This window comes from Mycobacterium sp. NGS33 (assembly GCF_059812885.1).
On sequence record NZ_JCALDN010000008.1, the window covers coordinates 40370 to 64483 of the forward strand.

Annotated in this window: 8 protein-coding genes and 1 pseudogene; 8 read left to right on the top strand and 1 reads right to left on the bottom strand. The window is 67.3% G+C overall.

The genetic code is table 11. The annotated features are described in order from the left end of the window. Position 1 precedes the first annotated feature (1 nt). Positions 2-11021: pseudogene (locus tag AC5Y5B_RS15255) on the bottom strand (SDR family NAD(P)-dependent oxidoreductase). Positions 11022-11315: 294 nt separating this feature from the next. Between AC5Y5B_RS15255 and AC5Y5B_RS15260 the strand changes: the two are divergent. The 8 genes from AC5Y5B_RS15260 (at position 11316) to AC5Y5B_RS15295 (ending at position 24109) form a co-directional block, all read left to right on the top strand. Beyond that, positions 11316-12737, top strand: a complete 1422-nt coding sequence (locus tag AC5Y5B_RS15260; RefSeq protein ID WP_500005752.1) for a condensation domain-containing protein — start codon at positions 11316-11318, stop codon at positions 12735-12737. A 118-nt stretch (positions 12738-12855) separates the two neighbouring features. Continuing rightward, on the top strand, positions 12856-15879 hold the full coding sequence (locus AC5Y5B_RS15265) for an MMPL/RND family transporter (protein ID WP_500005754.1): 3024 nt from the start codon (positions 12856-12858) through the stop codon (positions 15877-15879). Between the two features lie 57 nt (positions 15880-15936). Beyond that, positions 15937-17049: an acyltransferase PE gene (gene pe / locus AC5Y5B_RS15270; RefSeq protein WP_112630748.1), complete on the top strand. Its 1113-nt coding sequence runs from the start codon at positions 15937-15939 to the stop codon at positions 17047-17049. Between the two features lie 11 nt (positions 17050-17060). Continuing rightward, positions 17061-18797, top strand: coding sequence for an AMP-binding protein (locus tag AC5Y5B_RS15275; RefSeq protein ID WP_112630750.1), 1737 nt, complete (start codon positions 17061-17063; stop codon positions 18795-18797). Positions 18798-18827: 30 nt separating this feature from the next. Further along, positions 18828-19478, top strand: a complete 651-nt coding sequence (locus AC5Y5B_RS15280) for a GAP family protein (protein WP_112630880.1) — start codon at positions 18828-18830, stop codon at positions 19476-19478. A gap of 70 nt (positions 19479-19548) precedes the next feature. Further along, a complete protein-coding gene (locus AC5Y5B_RS15285; RefSeq protein WP_500005756.1) occupies positions 19549-20607 on the top strand; it encodes an NAD(P)H-dependent amine dehydrogenase family protein in 1059 nt (352 codons plus the stop codon). Between the two features lie 185 nt (positions 20608-20792). Continuing rightward, positions 20793-21212, top strand: a complete 420-nt coding sequence (locus tag AC5Y5B_RS15290) for an MmpS family transport accessory protein (protein WP_112630882.1) — start codon at positions 20793-20795, stop codon at positions 21210-21212. Further along, positions 21209-24109, top strand: a complete 2901-nt coding sequence (locus AC5Y5B_RS15295; protein WP_112630754.1) for an MMPL/RND family transporter — start codon at positions 21209-21211, stop codon at positions 24107-24109. The genes AC5Y5B_RS15290 and AC5Y5B_RS15295 overlap by 4 nt, the downstream gene beginning before the upstream one ends. Positions 24110-24114: the final 5 nt, after the last annotated feature.

Sequence of the window (24114 nt, forward strand, 5' to 3'; positions counted from 1 at the left end):
CTCATCGCCGCTCCGGCGCGGCAACCGATTCCGCTTCGCCCGCTGGCGGGCCCGGCTCCGAGTCCGCGTCGGGCAGCTGACCCACGAGGTATTCGGCGAGCCCCCCGATGGTCGGATAGTCGAAGACCGCCGTCGCGTTGATGGTGAACTTGCCGCCGAACTGACTGTGCAGCCGGTTGCGGAGCTCGATCGCCATCAACGAATCCGTGCCCAGGTCCAGGAACCGGCTACTCGCCGCCGGCGGCGACGCGAGCCGCAGGAAGTTCTGCACCTCGCGCTGCAGGAACTCCGTCACGAAGCCGGCGCGCTGCGGCACCGGAATCTCCATGAGCTGCTTGAGCAACTCGCTGTCGCCGGTCACCTCCCCGACGGCACTGGGCAACACCAGGTCGAGGATCGGTGGACGCGAACTGCCCAGCACCTTCGCGGCGCGCTGCCAGTTGGCCTTGAGGACGGTGGCCTGGCCGGTTCCGTTCGCGACGACCTCGGCGAGCGCACCCAGGGCCGCCGATGGTTCCAGCGGAATCAGGCCCTGCGCACTGATGTTGGCGGTCGCGGCCTCCGAGGAGGCCATGCCACCTTGGGCCCAGGGACCGAAGTTGACGCCGGTGGCCGGTAGGCCCCGCGCCCTTCGCTGTGCGACCAGCCCGTCGAGCAGCGCATTGGCGGTGGCGTAGTTGGACTGACCGGGCGAACCGAACAAGCTCGACACCGACGAGGACACGATGAAGAAGTCCAGCTGGTCATCGCGGGTCAGCCTGTCCAGGTGGCATGCGCCGAACGCCTTGGGCGCCAACGTTGTCCGGAACCGTTCCAGGTTCTGCTGGGACAGCAGCGCATCGTCGAGCACGCCTGCCAGATGCACCACACCGGCCAGCGGTGGCAGCTCCGCGCGGATGCGCCCCAGCAGCTCGGTGACCTCGGACTCGTCGCCGACATCGGCGGCGAAGACGTGGATGCGGCACTTGTAGCGCTCGGTGATCTCCTCGATCGACCGTTGCGCGTCCGCGTCCGGCGCCCGCCGGCTGGTCAGCACGAGGTCACCGGCGCCGAGTTGGGCCAGATACGACGCCGTGTGCAGACCGATAGCACCGAGCCCCCCGGTGATCAGGTAGCTCCGATCGGGCCGCGGCTGCAGCGGATTCGGTATCTGCACCACGATCTTTCCGATGTGCCGCGCCTGCTGCATGCGGCGGAACGCGGCCCGCGCCTCGGTCAGGGGGTAGATTTCGGCCGGCAGCGGTGTCCATTCGCCGTTGGCCAAGCCCTGCGACACCTCGGTCAGCAAGCTCCGAATGCGTTCGGGCTCGGACAAGGTCACCGTGTCCAGTGCGACGATCTCGTAGGCGATGTCGGGACGGGCCTGCGCCATCTGCTCGGGTGTCCAGATGTCGCGCTTGGCGATCTCGGCGAAGCGGCCGTTCTGGGCCGTCGCCCGCACGGTCGCTTCGAGGTACCCCTCACTGGTCAGGCTGTTGAGTACCACGTCGACGCCGGCGCCGTCGGTGTCGGCGAGGATCTGGTCGGCGAAATCGGTTGTGCGCGAATCGTAGACGTACTGCACACCCAACTCGCGCAGCGTCGCCCGCTTGAAGGTGCTCGCGGTGGCGAAGACGGTGGCACCGCACTGCTGTGCCATCTGGATCGCCGCGAGGCCCACACCACCGCTGGCGGCGTGGATGAGCACGCGGTCGCCGGGCTGCAGGCGCGCCCAGTCGAATGCGAGCCGAACCGTCAGCGCCGCGGCGGGAATGGTGGCCGCCTCGACCGCACTCACTCCGGCTGGGATTGGTGCGAGCAGCTGGGCCGGCACGTTGAACCGGCTGGAGAACGCCCCCTGCATGAAGCCGTAGACGCGCTGGCCGACCTCGAGTCCGGTGACGCCCGCGCCCAATTGGGTGACGACGCCGGCGAAGTCACCGCCGATCGGGCCCGGGTCGCCCGGGTAGAGGCCGAGGACGTTGAGCACATCACGGAAGTTGAGGCCCGAGGCTTCCACCCGGACCTGCACATAGCCCTCGGCCGGGGGTGTCACGTCCACTTCGGTGAGCCGCAGGTTGTCGATCGCGCCGCGTTCGGTGGGCGCCAGGGCGTAGTCGCCCGCCCGCGGCACCGTGAGATGACCGCTGCGTGCCCATGGCAGCAACCGGGATGCCAGCAGCTTCCCTTGTCGCACGGCGAGTTCCGGTTCGTCGATCGCGGTGGCCAACAAGTTGGCTACCGCGTGCACGGCCTCCGGTGATCCGTCGCAGTCGACCAACTTGGCGCGCAGCGCCGGTTCCTCGTTGATCGTGGTGCGCCCGAGGCCCCACAGCGCGGCCTGCACCGGATCGACCGGCTCGCCGGATTCGCATGCCACGGCCCGCTCGGTGACGATCCACAGTCCCCCAGGCAGTTTCACGTCACCGCCCTGCACCGCGTGCACGGCGTCGAGCAGATTGGCGATCTCGCTCTCGAGGCGCGCCGCGGCGTCCGCGCTGGACTCGTTCCCGTTCGGCGCCTTGCTGCGCCACACCACGCCGGAGAACGGGAGCCCCCGCTCGGCGGCCTGAGTCAGCACCCGCCCCAAGGGCTCCGGATCAGTGCGGCGATCGAACGGCACGCAGCCCGGCACCTTGGCGGCCAGTTCGTCGAATCCGGCGATCAGCCAGGTACCGCTGGTCTCTCCGGCTTCCTGGCCCGAGGGCGCCGGAACCTCGTGCCAGCCAAGGGTGTACAGCAGCCGGGTGGCATCGCCGCCGAGCCCGCGCAGCAGCGCCTCGCGGGGAGCGCGTTTGACCGTGAACTCACGGATCCCGCCCAGCTGGCGGCCGTCCCGATCGACGAAATCGAGGTCGAAGACCTGGGTTTCGCTGTTGAGTTCGCTGCTGTGCCACCGCGCACGGCAGTAGAACCGCCGGGGCATCTTCTCCCGCAACGTCACCTGTCCGTACCGCAGCGGCAGGAACAGATCGTTGACGCCATGTTCGGCGGCCAGCAGCGCCGGGAAGGCAGGGAAGGCAACCCCTGTGCACAGGTCCATCAGCACCGGGTGCATCGGCTCGCTGCCGAGCTGTTCCGCGAGTTCCGCACCGACGAGGATGTCGCCGACGGCCTCGCCGTCGCCGAGCCACAGCGACTTCAGGGAACCGGACCAGGTCGGCCCCCAGGCCAGCTCCAGGTCGGCGAAGGTCTCGAACAACTCCTGGGGACGCATGCGGTTCAGCCGCTCGAGCTCTTCGTCGAGCGGGTCACCGTCGGACTCCGGCTCGTCGGTGACGTCGTCCACACCCGCGACCACGGTGCCTTCGGCGTTCAACGACCACTCGGCGCCGCGTTCCCCGTAGGGGCGGCTGTGCACCTGGAAGGTGGACTCGCGGCCGTCCTGCAGCGGGTGCAAGGTCAGCTGTACCTCGCGAGAACTCTTCTCCGGCAAGATGATCGGTTCGTAGAAGAAGACGTCCTTTGCCCGCGCCGGTGTGCCCACCGCGGCCAACGCCATCGCCGCGTACGTCGCCCCCGGCACGACGACGGTGCCGTAGATGACGTGATCGGATAGCCACGGCTGGGATTTGACCGACAACCTGCTGGTGTAGACGCAGTCACCCGAGGCGAGGTCTTTCGCGCTGCCGAGGATGCCCGAAGACGGGCCCGCACCGCCGGCCACTTCGATCCCGGATGTCTTGGGCCAAAACCGCCGGCGTTGGAACGGATAGGTGGGCAGTTCGATGCTGCGGCCTGGTTGACCATGCAGCGCAGCAAAATCCGGACGATGGCCACCGACGTAGGCCGCGGCCAGCGCGTCGGCCATCTGGCGCCGATCGCCGACGCCCTTGCGCAGCGAGACGATCGCCCGCGGTGCGGTCAGGTGCTCCGGCCAGACCTGCACCGCAGCACCGGTCAGCACCGGTTGCGGGCCCATCTCCATCAACACCGAGCAACCCAGCGCCGCCGCGGTGCGCACGCTTTCGGCGAACTGCACCGGCTGCCGGGAATGGCGCCGCCAGTAGGCCGCGTCGAGCGGGGTCTGGCCCGTGAGCACGGCGCCGGTGCGGTTGCAGATCAGCGGCATCGTCGGGGCGGCGAACTGCAATTGCGCTGCGTAGGACTCGAATTCGTCGAGCACCGGATCCAACAGCTCGGAGTGGAAGGCGTGGCTGGTCTGCAGCCAGGTGCACCGGATCGCCTCGTCACCGAACCTGGCGACGATCTGTTCGAGATCCTCCCCCGGCCCCGACAGCACCGTGTTCGGTCCGTTGTACGCGCCGACCGACACTCGCGGGAATCCGCCGGCGATCTCCTCGACGTGTTTGGCGTCGGCGAACACCGCCACCATCCGCCCGCCGTCGGGCAGGCTGCCGAACATCCGGCCGCGCTCGGCCATCAGCCGGGCGCCGTCCTCGAGACTGAACACCCCGGCCACGCACGCCGCCGCGTATTGGCCGACGCTGTGCCCGAGCACCACATCGGGTTCGATCCCCCACGACTGCCACAGCCGGGCCAGGCCCATCTCGACGGCGAACAGCGCCGGCTGCGCAAACGACGTGTGCCGCAGCCTTTCTCCGGCTTTCCCACCGGTTTCGCGATCGGTGGCGAACAGCACCTCGAGCAAGGGGGGCGGCACGATGTCGCTGACCGCGTCCGCGCACCGCGTCACGGTTTCGGCGAAAACCGGTTCGGTGTCGAACAACTCACGCGCCATTCCCGGGTACTGGCTGCCCTGCCCGGTGAACAACCATGCCGTCATCGGGCGGTGCGTGTGCTCGCCACGGACGACACCGGGCCGCAGGCGATTCTCGGCCAACTCGGCGAGGGCCTCGCGCGCACCCTGGACCGAGTCCACGACGAGCGCGGCGCGGTGTTCGAAGTGCGAACGGCCCGTCCCGGCGGTGAGGCACACGTCGGCGAGGTCCGCATCCGGGTGGGCGGCCAGCCAGGCCTCGTAACGCTGCGCCAAAGCCACCAGCGCTTCGGGTGACCGCGCGGAGCGCCAGCACCGCGACCTGGCCGGCGTGAGCTTGCGCCGCCGGCCGCGTCGCGGCGTCGTCGGCGGATACGGCGCGCGCCGGCGCCTCCTCCACCACGACGTGCGCGTTGGTTCCGGTGAACCCGAACGAGCTCACGCCCGCGCGCCGCGGTCTGCCGTCGGGCTGCCAGGGCATCGCGTGGTCGACGACCCGCACCGGCAGTGAATCCCACGGAATGTGCGGCGAGGGCTGCTCGAAGTGCAGGCTCGGCGGCAGGACCCCGTGCTGCAGCGACAGCACGACTTTGATCAGACCCGCCGCGCCCGAGGCCGATTCAGTATGACCGATGTTGGTCTTCACCGATCCCATCAGCAGCGGCCGGTCGGCGTCGCGCGAGGCGCCGTAGGCGGCGGCGGCCGCCTGTACCTCGATCGGATCACCCAGCGGGGTGCCCGTCCCGTGCGCCTCGAGGTAATCGACGTCCCCGCCGGCCAGGCCCGCGCGAGCCAGCGCCGTTCCGATAAGTCGTTGCTGCGCACCACCATTGGGCACGGTCAAACCGCTGGACGCCCCATCCTGGTTGACCGCGGTGCTGGCGATGACCGCGCAGATCCGGTCGCCGTCGCGCTCGGCGTCGCTCAACCTCTTCAGTACGAGGACGCCGCAGCCCTCGCTGCGCACGTAACCGTCGGCCGAGGCGTCGAACGTCTTGCATCGTCCCACCGGGGAAAGCATCCGCGCGCGCGAGGCCGCGATGACCGTCACCGGACTCAACAAGACATTCACGCCGCCGGCCAGCGCCATGTCGCAGTCACCGAAGCGCAACGCCTGGCAAGCCTGGTGCACGGCCACCAGCGCCGAACTGCATGCGGTGTCGATCGCCACCGCCGGCCCTTCGAGTCCCAGCGCGAAGGCGACCCGGCCGGAGATGGCGTTGAGCGCATTGCCGGTGATGAAATGCGGTTCGATCTTGTCGATCGACTCCGAGGACAGCAGATGGGCGTACTCGTTGGCCGCCACGCCGGTGAAAACTCCGGTCCGGCTGCCGCGCAAGGCGGCCGGCGAGTATCCGGCGCGTTCCAGGCCCTCCCATACCGTTTCCAGGATCAGCCGTTGTTGCGGCTCGATCCAGACCGCCTCGCGGGGTGAGATGCCGAAGAATTCGGGGTCGAACCCGTCGATCTCGTCGAGGAACCCGCCGAAGCGCGTGTAGGTCTTGCCCGCGGCGTCCGGATCCGGGTCGTAGAACTCGTCGATGTCGAATCGGTCCTCCGGGACCTCCCGGATCGCATCCACACCCCCGGACAGCAGCTGCCAGAACGCTTCCGGGTCGGGCGCGCCGGGGAAGCGGCACGACACCGCGACGATCGCGATCGGTTCGTCCGTGCGCGTCGGCGCCGCTGCCGCCGGCTGGGTTCGTGTTCTCGACGACGCCTGATCGCTGAGCTCGAGTACGTCGCCGAGCAGGTAGTCGGCCACGTCGGACAGCCGTGGGTGATCCATCGCCAGGGTGGCCGGGACCTGCTTACCCACCCCTTGCTCGATGCGCCGACGCAATTCGACCGCCATCAACGAATCCATACCGAGATCGAAAAAGCCCGCATCCTCACGGATTTCGATGGGATCGACGCGGGTCACCTCCGCAACGGCATCACGCAGATAGTCGGTCAGAATTTTCTTGCGCTGCTGCACCGGCGCCCCCGTGAGCTGCTCGACCAACGGGGTCTTTCCGGCCGGTGTCACCGCTGGTACCGCATCGGGGACCTCGCGCTCCAGCTCCGCCAGGAACGCCCGCCTACCCGCTTGCTGGTAGAGCGGCAAGAAGCGGGCCCAGTCGACCCGGGCCACCACCCCGTGGGCGGGGCCCCGCGCCGAAGCGGCCGCCGCCACATCGGAGAGGCCCGCAAGCGCATCGGCCGGTGCCAGCGTGCGGATTCCACGCTGGTCCAGGCGCGCACGGGATTCCGCGTCGGCCATGCCGGCCGACCACGGCCCGAAATTGACGCTGACGCCGAGGATGCCTTGCTCACGCAGGCGCCACGCCAGCCCGTCGAGGAAGGCGTTCGCCGCGCCGTAAGCGCTCTGGCCGAATCCACCCCATACCGAGGCGATCGAGGACGTGCTGAGGAAGAAGTCGAGCTTCAGGTCGGCCGCCGCCTCGCTCAAATGCCATGCGCCCCAAACTTTCCCGGCAAAGACGCGATCGATCTCATCATCCTGCAGGGCGCTCAGGGGGGTGGTGCCGATCTCCCCCGCGGCGTGGACGATGCCGGCCAACGGCGGCAGCTCGGCCTGCACGCCTGCCAGCAGGCGTGCGACGTCGTGCGCATCGGCGACATCGGCGGCCACGACCCGGATTTCGCAGCCGTGCGCCTCACCGAGCGCGTCGATGCGCTGCCGGACGGCATCGGTCGGCGCCCGGCGGCCGGTCAGAACCAGATGCCCGGCGCCGTTCGCGGCCAGGTGCCCGGCGATCTCCAGCCCGACCGCGCCCAGCCCCCCGGTCACCAGATACGTTGCCTCATTGCGCAGTTGCAGCGACGCGCCGCTCGGGCTCTCGGTGCGCCGGACCAACCGGGGAACGTAGACCGCCTGATCACGCAACGCGAGCTGGTCTTCTTTGACCGCCGGGTCGTCTGTGCCGATCCGGTCGATGAGCCGAGACCATTCGCCGGCGGTCCCCGCTGACAAGTCCGCGAGCCCACCCCAAACCTGCGGCAGCTCCAGCGATGCGGCCCGACTGAATCCCCATAGGCTGCTCTGCTGCGGCGCAACGGAATCCGTATCGGTGACGCGCTGCGCGCCGCGCGTGACCACCCAGATGGGGCTGCGCAGCTCGGCGGCGGCCGCGGCCCGAAACAGCCGCCGCGTTCCGCCGAGGATCCGGTGTTGCATGCGCAGCAGCGAGCGCATCGATGGCGTGGTCCCGGCATCCAGGCCCGCGGCATGCACGATGCGTAGCGTCGAATCCTGCGCGGCGGTGCGCAGCACGCCCGCCAGCCGTTCCTCGTCCGCGTCGGACACCGGCAGGCCGGTGACCTCGAATCGGTGGTTGCGAGCGGTCAGCGCGTCGATCAGCGGCTGAATCGGGTCGGTTTCGTCGGCGACGACGATCCAGCGCGCTTCCCCGCCCACGTCCGCCGGGGAAAGCTCGGCGGTCGATGTGTCCCAGCGGATCTCGTAGCGGTCATTCTCGATGGACCTGGTGCTGCGCTGTTGATTGTGTTGCGCGGCAAGCTTGGTGAGCACCTGCAAGGTCTGATGATCGTCGCTGCCACCGTCGAGCATGGTCGCGAGTTCCTCGATCCGGCCGTCCTCGAGAAGGCGGACCGCCTCGGTGCGCGGTCCACCGACGTCGCGCCGTTGGTCGGTGCGCTCGCGATCCTGGAACCAGTACTGACGGCGCTCGAAGGGATAGGTGGGCAAGTCGAGCTTGCGCGCGTGGGCCTGCCCGAAGGCGGCGAAGTCGGGCAGGTGGCCCGCGACATACGCATCGGCGAGCGCTTCGGTGATCTGGCGGTGGTCGGCGGCGTTGCGGCGCAGCGACGCGATCGCCCGCGGTGCGGTCGCCGGGTCGGGCCACGCGCTCAGCGCCGAGGCGGTAAGCACCGGTCGCGGGCCGATCTCGAGCAACACCTTGCAGCTCAGCTCCGCAAGGGTGCGCACGCTCTTGGCGAATTCGACCGGCTGGCGCGCGTGCCGGCGCCAGTAAGCGCCGTCGAGCTTCACGCTGCGGCCGAGCGCGGCGCCGGTGCGGTTGTCGATCAGTATTCGTTGCGGCGCTGTGAACTCGAACCGCCCCGCATACGATTCGAATTCGTCGAGAATCGGGTCCAGCAGCGCCGAGTGGAAGGCGTGGCTGGTGTCCAGCCAGTCGCACCGGACACCGTCGGCCGACACCGCGGCCACCGCCCGCTCCAAGTCCGTTGCGGGCCCCGACAGTACCGTGTTGGCGCCGTTGTAGGCGGCCACCGACAGGCTCGGGTAGTCGTCGGTGAGCCGCTCGACCCGCTCGGCGGCGGTGAACACCGCGACCATCCGGCCACCGGAAGGCAGGCTGCCGAACAGGCGACCCCGTTCGGCCATCAGCAAGGCGCCGTCTTCGAGACTGAACACGCCCGCCACGCAGGCCGCCGAATACTGGCCAACGCTGTGGCCCAACACCACGTCGGGCTCAAATCCCCACGACTGCCATAGCCGGGCCAGGCCCATCTCCACCGCGAACAGCGCGGGTTGCGCGTAGGAGGTTTGCTGCAGCGCCCCTTCGGCGTCCGGGCCGTCCGCGTCGAAAACGACGTCCAGCAACGGCCTTTCGAGAACGTCTGCGACCGCGGCGGCGCAACGGTTCAGCGTCTCGGCGAACACCGGCTCGGTGTCGAACAACTCGCGGGCCATGCCGGGATATTGGCTGCCCTGACCGGTGAACAGCCACGCCGTCTTCGGTGGCTCATGGGATTCTCCGCGGAACAACCCCGGCGCTGGGCGGTCTTCCGCGAGGGCGCCGAGTAGCTCCATTGCAGATTCTCGCGAGTTGACCACCAGCGCGGCCCGCTGCTCCAGGTGAGCCCGGCCCGCCCCGGCGGTGAAACACACGTCGGCGAGGGTGGCTTCCGGGTGCGCGCCCAACCAGCTGCGGTAGTCGGCCGCGAGCTGTGCCAGCGCGGCGGGCGTGCGCGCCGAAAGCGGGAGGATGCTGAACCGGCGGTTGCCGGAATGCTCGACCGGAAGCGGTGCAGGGGAAACCCGTTCCGTTTGCTCGGGCGCTTCGGAGAGGATGACGTGAGCGTTGGTGCCGGCGAATCCAAACGAGCTGACTCCGGCGATCCGCGGCTCTCCGTTGCGTTCCCAGGCCGTGGCCCGCTCGACAACCTGCACCGCAAGCCGGTCCCACGGGATGTGGGGCGAGGGGTTCTGGAAGTGAAGGTGTTGCGGCAGCAGCTCGTTCTCGAGCGACAGGATGACCTTGATGACCCCGGCGATGCCCGCGGCCGCTTCCAGGTGACCGATGTTCGTCTTCACCGAGCCCATCAGCAGCGGCCGGCCGGGGTCGCGACCGGCGCCGAGCACCGCACCCGCGGCCTGAGCTTCGATGGGGTCACCCAGCGAGGTCCCGGTGCCGTGCGCTTCCAGGTAGCCGACGTCACGGGGTTCGAGGTCGGCCCGCTTGAGCGCATCGGCGATAACCCTTTGCTGGGCAACGCCGTTGGGCACGGTCAAGCCGCCCGAAGCGCCGTCCTGGTTGATCGCGCTGCCGCGGATCACGGCGCGGATCCGGTCGCTGTCGCGGATCGCGTCCTCGAGGCGCTTGATCACGATGACACCGCAGCCCTCGCCGCGCACGTAGCCGTCCGCGGCAGCGTCGAATGTCTTGCATCGCCCGTCGGGGGCGAGCATGTGCGCGCTGGAGAACGTGATCATGGTCGCCGGGGTGAGCAGGACGTTCGCACCGCCGGCCAGCGCCAGGTCGCATTCCCCCAGGCGCAGCGCCTGGCAGGCCTGATGGATGGCCACCAGTGACGAGCTGCACGCCGTGTCGACGGCGACGGCCGGACCCTGCAGCCCCAGCCGATAGCTGATCCGGCCGGCCGCCGCGGCGTTCGATGTCCCGATGGCCAGGTAGGCCTCGATTTCGGGGTAGGTCAGCGCGTCGGATGCCATTCCCAGGTAGTCGTGCGTGGCCAAACCGACGAAGACACCGGTATTACTGTCCGCCAAATCGGTTGGCGCAGTGCCTGAATGCTCCACCGCGCGCCATGCCGTTTCCAGCAAGATGCGGTGCTGCGGGTCCATCAACCTGACCTCGCGGGTCGACATGCCGAAGAACGGCGCGTCGAATCCCGTGACGTCGTCGACGAAACCGGCACGACGGGTGACGACCTTGCCGGGCGCGCCCGGTTCCGGGTCGAAGAATTCGTCGACGTCCCAGCGGTCCTGCGGCACTTCGGATATCGCGTCGCGCCCGTGCCGCAACACATCCCAGAACTCATCGGCGTCGGCGGCTCCCGGGAATCGAGCCGCGTAACCGATGATCGCAAAACCCGATACCGGCTCTCCCGGACCTTCGACGGATGCCATGCGCTTGTCCTCTCTTGGCCGGTCACGATCGATCCCCACGGGAGGCCGGTTGCGCCCGGAGAATCGTTTCCTGAGGCCGGCACTGCCACCGCAGCGCCCGCACCGCGCAACGACGGCCGGTGCGGCCGCCGCCCTGCGTCCCGTCCGGCCGTTCGATCGCTACAACGGCCCGCCGGATCCGTGAGCGAGTGTAGGCGGTGGCCGCGCACGCCTGCGACGGCGATCACCCCGAGGGTTTATCTTGGTCTCGCCGCCAGGGTGGCCGTGGTCGTTTGAACCGAGGAGGACGAAGTTTTGCGCATCGGGAAGATTACGATCGGCGCACTCGGCGACTGGAAGCTCACCCCGGGATCGGTCATTTCCTGGCATCCGACGGCCGCGGCGGCCGAAAAGGTCCGACAGGCGCCGGTCAGCTCGGTGCCGGTCAGCTACATGCAGAGCCAACATCTCCGCAATTACTGTGAACGGACCGCCGCGGGGCTGAATTTCTCCCGGCAGATCATCGCCACCTGTGAAGTGCCCGGGAAGTGCGACGTTGCCGCCATGAACCACGCCGTCAACGCGTATCTGCGTCGGCACGACACATTCCGCAGCTGGTTCGAGCACACCGGCGACGGAGAGTTCGTCAGGCACACCCTCAGCGATCCCGCCGATATCGAGTTCGCTCCGATCGAGCAGGGCGAGATGACGGCCGACGAAATACACGCTCACGTCGTGGCCATTCCGAATCCGCTGGAGTGGGGCTGCTTTACCTTCGGGATCATTCAAAGCGAAAGCCACTTCACCTTCTTTGCCGCCATGGATCACGTCCACGGTGACGCCACGTTGATCGGCACCACGATGATGGAGGCCAACGGCATGTACACGGCGTTGAGCGGCGGCGGTGAGGCCCTCGCTCTTACCGATGCCGGCAGCTTCGATGACTTCTGCACCCGCGAACGCGAATACACGTCAGCGCTGACCGTGGATTCCCCGGAGGTGCGCGCGTGGATTGACTTCGCCGAGAACAACGATGGCGGCTTTCCCGAGTTCCCGCTCCCGCTCGGTGACCCGCGGGAGTCTCATAGCAGCGACATGACCTCCCAACTGCTGATGGACGCGGCGCAGACGGAACGGTTCGAATCGGCCTGCGCGGCGGTCGGTGCGCGCTTCGTCGGTGGCCTGTTCGCCTGCCTTGCCTTGGTGGAGCACGAATTCACGGGTGCCCTCACCTACCACGGGCTCACTCCCAGGGATTCCCGCAAAGCCACGGACAATTTCATGACGCAGGGCTGGTTCACCGGTTTGATCCCCATCACCGTGCCCATAGCCGCCGCCTCGTTCGGCGAAGCCGCGTGGGCGGCGCAGGCGTCCTTCGATTCGAATCTGGACATGGCGAAGGTTCCCTATTACCGCGTGATGGAACTAGCGCCGTGGTTGCGCTGGCCGCAACCGAACTTTCCGGTGTCGAATTTCTTTCATGGCGGCGCCGCTCCGCTCAACGCCATTCTCGCCGCGGCCGATCTGGGACTCGCGAACAACATCGGAATTTATCCCGACGGCCGCTATTCCTACCAACTGACTATTTACATATTCCGGTACGGGGAAGGCACGTTCATGGCGATCATGCATCCGGACAACCCGGTCGCCCGCAAATCGGTGGTCCGCTATATGGAAGCTATGAAGTCGGTCTGCGTGCGGGTCGCCGGCAGCGGGAGCTGGGGACGCGTCGCGTAGCGTGGAGCACTTCGATGGCTCGTGAGGCGAATGTGCGTGGTGTGACCGGGCTCGGGCGAACGCGGCCGAGAGTCCCCGGCGGGCACACCCGACGGCGCCGAACGGGGATGAGGGCGATATGCGGCGGCTAGCCGATTTCGTGGTGCGCTGGCCCTGGGCGGTAGTGGGGATCTGGATCGCGATTGCGGTCGCGCTACCTCTGAGCTTCCCGTCGCTGGGCGAGATGGCCGAGAAGCATCCGCTGGCGATCCTGCCCAGCGACGCGCCGTCGAGCGTCACCGCCCGCAAGATGACCGAAGCGTTTCACGAATCGGGGTCGGAGAACCTGTTGTTGGTCGTGTTGACCGACGACAAGGGGCTCGGCCCGGCCGACGAAGCCGCCTACGGCAAACTCGTGGACGCGCTGCGCCGCGACACGCGAGATGTGTTGATGCTGCAGGACTTCGCCAGCACGCCGGCGTTGCGCTCCGTCGTCACCAGCAAGGATCACAAGGCGTGGGTGCTGCCGGTCGGCGTTGCGGGCGAGTTGGGCACCCCCCGCTCGTACGCCGCCTTCAACCGGATCGGCGACATCGTCAAGCAGGCTCTCGCCGGCACAGCGCTGACGGCGAACCTAACCGGCCCGGCGGCGACCGTCGCTGACCTCACGGCCGCGGGCGCTCGGGATCGCCTCCCGATCGAGCTGGCGATCGCGGTCATGGTGCTCATCGTCCTGCTGGTGATCTACCGCAGCGCGGTCACCATGCTGCTGCCGTTGCTGACCATCGGGATATCCCTGGTGATCGCGCAGGCGGTGGTAGCGGGCTACTCCCAACTGACCGGGTCGGGCGTCTCGAACCAGGCCGTCGTGTTCTTGAGCGCCATCATGGCCGGAGCCGGAACGGATTACGCGGTCTTTCTCATCAGCCGCTATCACGACTACCTGCGGTCGGGTGCGACGTCCGACCAGGCGGTCAGGCGCGCGATGTTCTCGATCGGAAAGGTGATCGCCGCATCCGCCGCCACCGTCGGGGTCACGTTCCTGCTGATCAGCTTCGCCCGAATGGGTGTGTTCAAAACGGTCGGGGCGTCGTCGGCGATCGGGATCGGTGTGGCGTTCCTCGCCGCGTTGACGTTGCTGCCGGCGATTCTGGTGCTTGCGGGGCGGCGCGGCTTGGTCAAGCCGCGGCGCGAGCTGACCGCCCGATTCTGGCGGCGTTCCGGCATCCGCATCGTGCGACGCCCGAGGGTCAACCTGGTCGCCAGCGTGCTCGTGTTGATCGTCCTGGCCAGCTGCGCCGGCCTGGTGCGTTACAACTACGACGACCGCAAGGCGCTGCGGCCTTCCGCGCCGAGCTCCATCGGATACACCGCGCTGGAGCGGCACTTCCCGGTCAACCAGTCCATCCCGCAGTACATCCTGGTCCAGTCCCCGCGCGACCTGCGCACGCCCAAGGCACTCGCGGACTTGGAGCAAATGGCGGACCGGGTCAGTCAACTGCCGAATGTGGCTGCGGTCAGCGGCATTACGCGTCCCACCGGCAACGTGCCGGAACAATTCAGAGCCACCTACCAGGCGGGTGCTATCGGCACGCTGCTGGCCGGCGGGTCCACCCTGATCAAAGACCACACCAACGACCTGAATCGCCTGGTAGACGGGGCCGGCACGTTGGCCGACAACCTCGGCGACATGCGGGGACAGGTGATTCAGCTCGCCGCCGGCGTCCAGGAGCTCGAGACCGCGTTCTCGTCGACGAAGAACCAGTACACCGGCGATGCGCTGGTGAAAGAGGTCGATCTCGCGGCCCAGCTCGTGGACCACGTCAACGCGCTCAGCAACGCCATGGGCTGGAATTTCTCGGCGGCCAAGAACATGTTCGCCTGGATCGGCCCGGTGCTGGGGGCGCTGCAGGGGAACCCCCGATGCGACGTCGACCCGTCGTGCAGCGCCACCCGCGGGACATTCGAGCAACTCGTCGGCTCGCGCGACCAAGCAGACCTCGACGCGATCAATGACTTGGCTCACCAACTGCAGGAATACCCGGACAAGCACGCGCTGAAAGCGTCGTCAGACCGCCTGCGCGCCGCGTTGGCAAAGCTCACCAACGTGCTGCATTCGCTGGGCATGGACAAACCCGGTGGCCTGCAATCGAACCTGAACACCTTGCAAGACGGCGCAAACCGGTTCGCCGGTGGCAGCCGCCAAATCGCCGACGCGGTGGCTCAGGTCGTCGACCAGGTCAAGCAGCTCGGCAGCGGCCTCAACGAGTCGGCGGCGTTTCTGCTGTCGCTGAAACGCGACGCGGCGCAAACCTCGATGGCCGGATTCAACATCCCGCCCCAGCTCCTGCACCTGGCGGAGTTCCAGAAGGCCGCCAAGGCATTCATCTCGCCGGACGGTCACTCGGTGCGGTACCTGGTTCAGACGAAACTCAATCCGTTCAGCACCGACGCCATGGATCAGGTCAACGCGATCGAAGCGGCCGCGCGGGGTGCCCAGCCGAATACCGCACTGGCGGACGCGACGGTGTCGATGGCCGGGTACACCGTGGCCCTCAAGGACACGCGCGACTACTACCAGCACGACATCCGGTTCATCATCGCCGTAACCCTCTTGGTCGTGCTGGTGACCCTGGTCGCGCTGCTGCGTGCGATCGTTGCCCCGCTGTATCTCGTTGCCTCCGTGGTCATTTCGTATTTGTCCGCGGTGGGAATCGGGGTGCTGGTAATCCAGTACCTGCTGGGGCAGCAATTACATTGGAGTGTGCCCCCGCTGGCGTTCGTGGTGCTGGTCGCGGTGGGAGCCGACTACAACATGCTGCTCGTCTCGCGGATGCGGGAGGAGTCGCCGCACAGCATGCGGTACGGCATCATCCGGACCCTGGGTTCGACGGGCGGCGTGATCACGGCGGCGGGTCTGATCTTTGCCGCCTCGATGTGCGGCCTGTTGTTTTCCAGCATCAGCACCGTGGTCCAGGGCGGTTTCGTGATCGGGGTGGGAATTTTGCTGGACACCTTCTTGGTGCGCACCATCACGGTTCCCGCGATCGCCGCCCTGGTCGGACGCGCGAATTGGTGGCCCTCCCGAGCGGCCGCGCCGGCGGGCGGGCGGCTCGCGGCCTCGCCGCTACCCCAGGGACGCGCCGAGCCGCAGCCCGGTTAGCACCCGCAGGGGATGTGTGTGAGACTACGAGGCGAATTCGAGCGGTCAGGAGTAGGGATGAAGAAGCTGCTCGCAGGAGTTACGACGCTGGTAACCGTAGCTGCCACAGGCTGTTTCGGCGTCAACACCGCGACGGCTGACGACGCGCCGATCGGCGGTCCGCCGACCCCGGGGGCACCGGGCGACCAGACGGCGTTCGCCCTCGGCGGCGCTCACGTTGCGGGCATCCCCTACGACGAATACATCCGTCAGGAAGGCGCCCAATGGTTCCCCGGCCAGAAGCGCCAGATCGTTCCCTACCCCGCGGGCCAGATCCAGGGGCACGTCCTCGAGCGACTCTTCCCGGGCATCGGCAAGCTCGATGAGCAGTTCCCGGGCCTGGGTGTGGACGGCCCCAGCATCGGCGAGTCGGTCGTCGAGGGCATAGACAACCTCGATGCGGCGGTCCGCACCGGCCGCCCGGGCACGGCGATCGGCTTGTCCGAGGGCGGGTTCGTGGTCGACGGCGAACAGGCCCGGCTGGCGACTGACCCGGCCGCTCCCCCGCCGGACAAGCTGAACTTCGCCACGTTCGGCGACCCGATCGGGCATCACGCCTTCGGCCAGAGCTTTCTGACCGCCATGTTCCCGGTCGGCAGCGTCGTTCCCGCGCTCGACTACACCATGCCACCGCAGTACGAAAGTCAATACGACACAAACAGATTCGTGGCCGCCTACGATTTGATCGCCGACTTCCCCGACCGGCCCGACAACATGTTCGCTCTGGCGAACACGCTGCTGGGCCTGGCCACCGGCCACACGGCGGTGGCCTTCACCAACCCGAGCATGGTGCCCCCGCAGAACATCAGGACGACGATCAACTCGAGGGGCGCCAAAGACACGACGATCATGGTCCCCGAAAAGCACCTGCCGCTCGTCATGCCGCTGAAATACATCGGGATCGACGAAGGCACGCTGGACAAGCTCGACGCGATCCTGATTCCCCGGGTGAATGCGGGCTACTCGCGCAACGACGACCCGGCGACCGCGCCGGTCCAGGTGGACCCGGTGCACGGCTTCGACCCCGCGGAAGTCATCGCGCCGGTCAACCAGGCCGCACTGGGCAGCGGCGACCCGCTGTCACAGCTCGTCAGCGGCGCCACGTCCGCGCTGTCCCAGGGCACCGGCTAGACGACGCGCCTATGTCTGGATCATCGATTCTCGCCATGCTGCACGGGCGTGCCAGCCTGCGGCCCAACGATGTGGCATACACGTTCACCGATTACCAGGAGGACTGGGAGGGCATCCGCCAGACCCTCACGTGGGCACAAATATCCCGCCGAACCTTCAACGTGGCGGGCGACCTCGGCCAGCACGGGTCGGTCGGCGACAGGGCGGTGATCCTGGCGCCGCAGGGTCTTGACTACATCACGGCGTTCCTCGGGTCGATGCAGGCCGGGCTCATCGCCGTTCCGCTTCCGCTGCCGCACCGCGGCTCCAGCGACGAGCGGGTGAGTGCGGTCCTCGCCGACACGTCGCCGTCGGTCATCCTCACGACGTCCGCGGTCGCCGAAGATGTCGCCGAGTACGTCGACCGGGCGCGCTTGGACGATGTCCCGAAGATCGTCGAAATCGATTCGATGAATCTGGACGCCGATCGCGGAACCACAGTGCTTGCAACCGATTTGCCTGACGTCGCGTATCTGCAATACAGCTCCGGTTCGACCCGGACCCCGACGGGTGTGATGATTTCGCACCGCAATCTGCAGGTGAATTTCGAGCAGCTGATGCGCAGCTTCTTCGCCGACTCCCACACGAAAGCCCCGTCGGACACCACGATCGTTTCGTGGCTGCCCTTCTATCACGACATGGGTTTGGTGCTGGGGGTCTGCGCGCCGATCCTGGGCGGCTGGCGGGGCGAGCTGACGAGTCCCGTTGCGTTCCTGGAACGGCCGGCCCGATGGATGCGATCCCTGGCCGCGAATACGTCTTCATGGTCGGCGGCCCCCAACTTCGCCTTCGACCTGGCCGCCCGCAAGACGGGTGACCGCGATCTGGCCGGACTCGACCTCGGCGGTGTGCTGGGCATCATCAGCGGTGCCGAACGCGTCGAGCCGGCCACCCTGAGTCGCTTCGTTGATCGGTTTGCGCACTTCAACTTTCGGGACAACATGATGCGCCCGTCGTACGGGTTGGCGGAGGCCACTGTCTTCGTAGCCAGTGGCACCTGGAGTGACTCGTCGACGGTTCACTTCGATATCGACGAGCTGTCCGCGGGCCGCGCCGTGCCCTGCGCGGCCGGGACCGGCTCGTCGCTGGTGAAGTACGAACTGCCGCACTCGCCGGCGCTGCGAATCGTCGACGGCGACACCGGCCGCGAGTGCCCGCCGGGGGTGGTCGGCGAGATCTGGGTACGCGGCGCCAACGTGGCCGAGGGCTACTGGCGCAAGCCTCCGGCAGAACAGCGCTGCTTCGGCGCGACGCTCATCGAGCCGTCGCCGGGTACCCCGGACGGGCCGTGGCTGAAGACCGGTGACCTGGGTTTCGTCCACGACGGCGGGCTGTTCATCGTCGGCCGTATCAAGGATCTGCTGATCATCCGCGGACGCAATCACCATCCCGAGGACATCGAGGCGACGGTCCAAGAGATCACCGGCGGCCGGGTCGCGGCGATATCGGTTCCGGTGAACAGCACCGAGAAGCTGGTCACCGTCATCGAGTTCAAGAAGCGGGGCGATTCCACCGAGGCGGCCATGCACGCGCTGACCTGCGTCAAACGCGATGTCACCTCGGCGATTTCCAATGCGCACGGCGTGAATGTGGGAGACCTCGTGCTGGTACCGCCCGGCTCGATTCCCACCACCACCAGCGGCAAGATCCGCCGCGCCGCCTGTGTCGAGCAGTACCGCCGGCAGCAGTTCGCCCGGTTGGACGCCTGAGCCGGGGTACGGGCGCACTCCACCATGCCGATGTTGGTCACCGTCCTGGTGATGGCCCTCGCCGTCAGCGTCGAACCCTTCCGCGTCGGCATGACCGTGCTCATGCTGAACAGGCCGCGACCGGCGCTGCAACTGCTCGCGTTCCTGTCCGGCGGTTTCGCCATGGGAACGGCGGTGGGTCTGGTTGTCTTGTTCGCCTTCCGACGCGCCATGGGCGGCTCGAACTACTTCGCGCTGCCCACGGTGCAGATTCTGGTCGGCCTGCTGGCGCTGACCGTCGCCGCGGTCGTGGCCGCCAATCTCCCCGCGCGGTTGGGTGTGCGCCCGACAGGACTGCCGTCGCCGATCCGACGATTGCTGAGCCGGCATTCGCTGACGGTTGCCGGCATCGCCGGTCTCGGCATCGCCTTGCCGTCGGTCGACTACCTGGCCGCGCTGGCCGTCATCCTGGCGTCCGGGGCGACGGCCCTGACGCAAGTGGTCGTGCTGTTGATGTTCAACGCCGTGGCCTTCGCGCTGATCGAGATTCCACTGCTGGCCCACCTGCTGGCGCCCCAGGCAACCGCCGCGTGGGTGGCGGCGCTGCACGGCTGGATCCGTTCGCGCCGACGCGTCGACGTCGCGCTCCTGCTGGCCGCCGCCGGCTGCGCTTTCCTCGCCGTCGGCGCGGCCGGGCTTTGAAACCCTTCGTCAAATGCCGCGTCACCGCTGAGGCAATAATGAGTCCAATCCGACCGGCAAAGGAGCCGCGATGAGCAAGGCAAGCACCGACCGTCCGCTGCGTGTGATCCAGTGGACGACCGGCAACATCGGTCGGCGTTCGCTGCACGCCATCATCGGACGACCCGACCTGGAACTGGCCGGGGTGTACGCGCATGGCGCCGACAAGGTCGGCGTCGACGCCGCCGACCTGGCGGGCTGGCCGGAGCCGACCGGGGTGCGCGCGACCAACGACATCGACGCGCTGCTGGCCCTGGGCGCCGACGCGTGTTGCTATAACCCGTTGTGGCCCAACATCGATGAGTTGGTGCGGCTGCTGGAATCGGGAGTCAACGTGTGCACCAGCGCCGCGTGGATCACCGGCGGAAAACAGACCCCGCAGGACCGCAAACGCATCGAAGATGCTTGCCGGAAAGGCAATTCGACGATCTTCGGCAGCGGCGCGCACCCGGGCATGACGAACATGGTGGGCATGGTGCTGTCCGCCTCGTGCGAGCGAGTCGACGAGATCCGAATCACCGAGTCGGTGGATTGCTCGACCTACGAATCGGCGGAAACCCAGACGGCCATGGGCTTCTCGCAGGATCCCGACACCCCGGGGCTGGCGGAGAACGTCCGGCGCGAAAGCGAGGTCTTCGCGGAATCGGCGGCGATGATGGCCGACGCGATCGGGGCGAAGCTGGACAGGATGACCTTCGACGTCACCTTCACCGCGGCCACCGACGACTCCGATCTGGGCTTCATGAAAATCCCCGCCGGAACGGTCGGCAGCGTGTACGGCTACCACCGCGGCTGGGTCGGCGATCGCAACGTTGTCAGCGTCGGATTCAACTGGACGATGGGCAGGCACGTCGTCCCGCCCAAGCCCCTCGAGCACGGGCACGTCATCCAGGTGTTCGGGCTGCCCAACATGCGGACCGTGCTGCACTGCCTGCCACCCAACGACTGGACCGAGCCCGGGTTCATGGGACTGGGAATGATCTACACCGCGATGCCGGTTACCAACGCCGTCCCGGCGGTGGTCGCCGCCGAGCCCGGGATCGTGACCCTGGCGGATCTGCCCCCGGTCACCGGGCGAGCAGCCCGCTGACGGGTATGCCGTTCGCCACAAGTGGCGCCCCGGGAGGAACGCTTGCGTCCACTAAGGTTACTATCCCTAACTGAGCAAAAGTTCCGTTGACAGTGGTGTCGTCGCGACGGTTGGTGAGCTTTGCGGAAGGCGGTCAGGTGGTGACTAGTTCAGACTCGGGCACCCGCCCCGGCCTTCTCACCCGGGTGCTGAAACGAGCGTGGATCCCGCTGGTGCTGGTGGTCGTTCTGGCGACCTCGGCGCTCATCGTGTCGCGACTGCACAAGATCTTCGGCTCGGAAGATCTCAACGCAAACGCCGGCAAGGGGATCGAGATCGTGCAGTTCAACCCGAAGGTCGTCGTCTACGAAATCTCCGGCGCCCCGGGCACCACGGCGAACATCAACTACTGGGACGAGAACGCCAACACGCACCAGGTCAACAACGCCCCGCTGCCCTGGTCGACCACCATCTCGACCACGCTGCCCTCGGTGAGCGCGAACATCATGGCGCAGAGCGACGGCAGCACGATCAGCTGCAAGATCACCGTGGACGGCGTCCTGCGCGACAATCAGAACTCCGCCGGCCATAACGCCCAGACCTTCTGCCTGGTGAAGTCCGCATGAGCGACGCGGGCAATCAGACCGAGCGCGACCTGAGCGCCGCCGACACCGGCCCCATCACGACCCGGGGCTTGTCGAAGGCCGAACGCGGCCATCGGCCCTACCTTCCCCACGCGATCCGCATCTTCGCGATCCCGATCATCATCGGCTGGGTCGCGATCACCGTGTTGGTGAACGTCATCGTCCCCACGCTGGAAAAAGTCGGCGAGGCGCACTCGGCGCCGATGACACCGCTGGACGCGCCGTCGATGAAGGCGATGATGCGCCTGGGCCACAACTTTCACGAGTTCGACTCCAACAGCACCATCATGATCGTGCTGGAGGGTCAGCACCCGCTGGGCCCCGATGCGCACCAGTACTACGACAAGCTGATCCGGCAACTCCGCCAGGACCCCAAGCACATTCAGCACATTCAGGACTTCTGGGGCGACAGGCTGACGGCCGCGGGCGCGCAGAGCGCCGACGCCAAAAGCGCCTACGTGCAGGTGAACCTCGCCGGTAACCAGGGCACCACGCTGGCCAACGAATCCGTGGACGCCGTGCGCAAGGTCATCGACGAGAACAGGGCACCGCCCGGTGTGAAGGCCTACGTCACCGGCCCCGCGGCGCTGTCCGACGACATGCACATCATCGGTAACGCCAGCCTGGCCAAGATCACGCTGTTCACCCTGGGCGCGATCGCGATCATGCTGCTGCTGGTCTACCGGTCCATCGTCACCACGCTCGTGCAGCTGTTCATGACCTTTGTCGCGCTGGCCTGTTCGCGCGGGGTGGTCGCGGTTCTCGCCTATCACAACGCATTCGGGCTCACCACGTTCGCCGCCAACATCCTCACCATGTTGGCGATCGCCGCGGGGACGGACTACGGCATCTTCCTGATCGGCCGCTATCAGGAGGCGTTGGCCGCGGGCGAGGACCGAGAAACCGCGTACTACACCACATTCAAGGGCGTCGCCCCGGTCGTCTTAGGCTCGGGCCTGACGATCGCGGGCGCGACCTATTGCCTCAGTTTTACCCGGCTGCCGTGGTTCAACACCATGGGCGCGCCCGTGGCGATCGGGATGATCGTCGTGGTGCTGGCCGGCGTCACGCTGGGGCCAGCGGTGGTGTTCGCCGGCAGCCGCTTCCACCTGTTCGAAAAGCAGGCCAAGCGTGGCCGGCTGTGGCGCCGGGTGGGTACCGCCGTAGTACGCTGGCCGGCACCAATTCTGGCCGTGAGCGCCGCGGTCGTGCTGGTCGGCATGATCGCCCTGCCGAGCTTTCACACGAGCTACAACGACCGCCATTACCTGCCGTTGTCAGCCCCGTCCAATAAAGGACAAGAGGCCGCGAACCGGCATTTCTCCGAGGCCCGAATGAACCCCGATCTGCTGATGATCGAGTCCGATCACGACATGCGGAACCCAGCCGACATGCTGGTGTTGGACCGGGTCGCCAAGAACGAGATGCGCACACTCGGGATCGCCATGGTCCAGGACATCACCAGACCGCTGGGCATCCCGATCCAGCACAGCTCGATACCGTTCCAGAACAGCGCCCAAAGCCAGACGACGATGCAGAACATGAGCTTTCTCAAGGAGCGCATGAACGACATCCTCAAGATGGCCGACGATCTGCAAACCCAGATCGACACCACCCAGCGCCAGTACGAGGTATCGCTGGACCTGGCCAACGCCGCCGACGACAGCGCGAAGACCACGGCGGTGACCTCGCAGATCACCGACAGCCTGCGCGACCACATCGCCGACTTCGACGACACCTTCCGGCCGATCCGCAGCATTTTCTATTGGGAGAAGCACTGCTATGACATCCCGGTGTGCTTCGGGCTGCGGTCCCTGTTCGACACACTCGACGGGTTCGACCAGCTCGCCGAGCAGTTCCACTACCTCACAGCCGACATCCAGCACACCGCCAAGGCCTCACGCGATTTGACCGCGCTGTTTCCCACGCTGATCACCACGCTGAAGACCACGCGGGGCATCACGCTGACCCTGTATCAGACGTTCAAGGCGATGATCGATCAGATGGAGGCGATGAGCAACACCGCGATCGTCATGGGTCAAAGCTTCGACGCATCGAAGAACGACGACTTCTTCTACCTGCCGCCCGAGGCCTTCGACAACCCGGATTTCCAGACCGGGCTCCGGATGTTCTTATCGCCGGACGGTAAATCGGCCCGGTTCTTCATCACGCATCAGGGCGACCCGATGTCGCCGGAGGGCATCGCGCAAGTCGACGCCGAACGCACCGCCGCGCAGGAGGGACTCAAGCAATCGTCGCTGTCCGACGCCCGCGTCTATCTCGGCGGAACCGCCGCGACGTTCAAGGACATGGCCGACGGCGAGAAGTACGACCTGATGATCGCCGTGGTGTCGGCCCTGACGCTGATCTTCATGATCATGCTGCTACTTACCCGGAGCGTGGTGGCCGCGTTGGTGATCGTCGGCACCGCGGCCAGCTCGATCGCGGCGTCATTCGGCCTGTCCGTGCTGATTTGGCAGGACCTGTTCGGCATCAGGATCCACTGGATCGTGATGGCGCTGTCCGTGATCATCCTGCTGGCCGTTGGATCCGACTACAACCTGTTGCTGGTCTCCCGGTTCAAGGAAGAGATCCATGCCGGCCTCAAGACGGGGATCATCCGGTCGATGGCCGGCACCGGTGGTGTGGTGACGGCGGCGGGTCTGGTGTTCGCCTTCACCATGGCGTCCATGTTGGGCAGCGATCTGCGGGTGCTCGGCCAGTTCGGCTCGACCGTGTGCATCGGTCTGCTGCTCGACACGCTGATCGTGCGCACGCTGCTGATGCCCTCGATCGCCGTCCTGCTCGGACGGTGGTTCTGGTGGCCGCAGGTGGTGCACCCCCGCGGTGACAACGCCCGACGGCCGGTGAGCGCCTAGCCAGA

What these genes read in the sequence shown, in the direction of transcription:
- AC5Y5B_RS15265 (WP_500005754.1), top strand. Translation starts at nt 12,856, where the DNA reads ATGCGGCGGCTAGCCGATTTCGTGGTGCGCTGGCCCTGGGCGGTAGTG.
- pe (WP_112630748.1), top strand. Translation starts at nt 15,937, where the DNA reads ATGAAGAAGCTGCTCGCAGGAGTTACGACGCTGGTAACCGTAGCTGCC.
- AC5Y5B_RS15275 (WP_112630750.1), top strand. Translation starts at nt 17,061, where the DNA reads ATGTCTGGATCATCGATTCTCGCCATGCTGCACGGGCGTGCCAGCCTG.
- AC5Y5B_RS15280 (WP_112630880.1), top strand. Translation starts at nt 18,828, where the DNA reads ATGTTGGTCACCGTCCTGGTGATGGCCCTCGCCGTCAGCGTCGAACCC.
- AC5Y5B_RS15285 (WP_500005756.1), top strand. Translation starts at nt 19,549, where the DNA reads ATGAGCAAGGCAAGCACCGACCGTCCGCTGCGTGTGATCCAGTGGACG.
- AC5Y5B_RS15295 (WP_112630754.1), top strand. Translation starts at nt 21,209, where the DNA reads ATGAGCGACGCGGGCAATCAGACCGAGCGCGACCTGAGCGCCGCCGAC.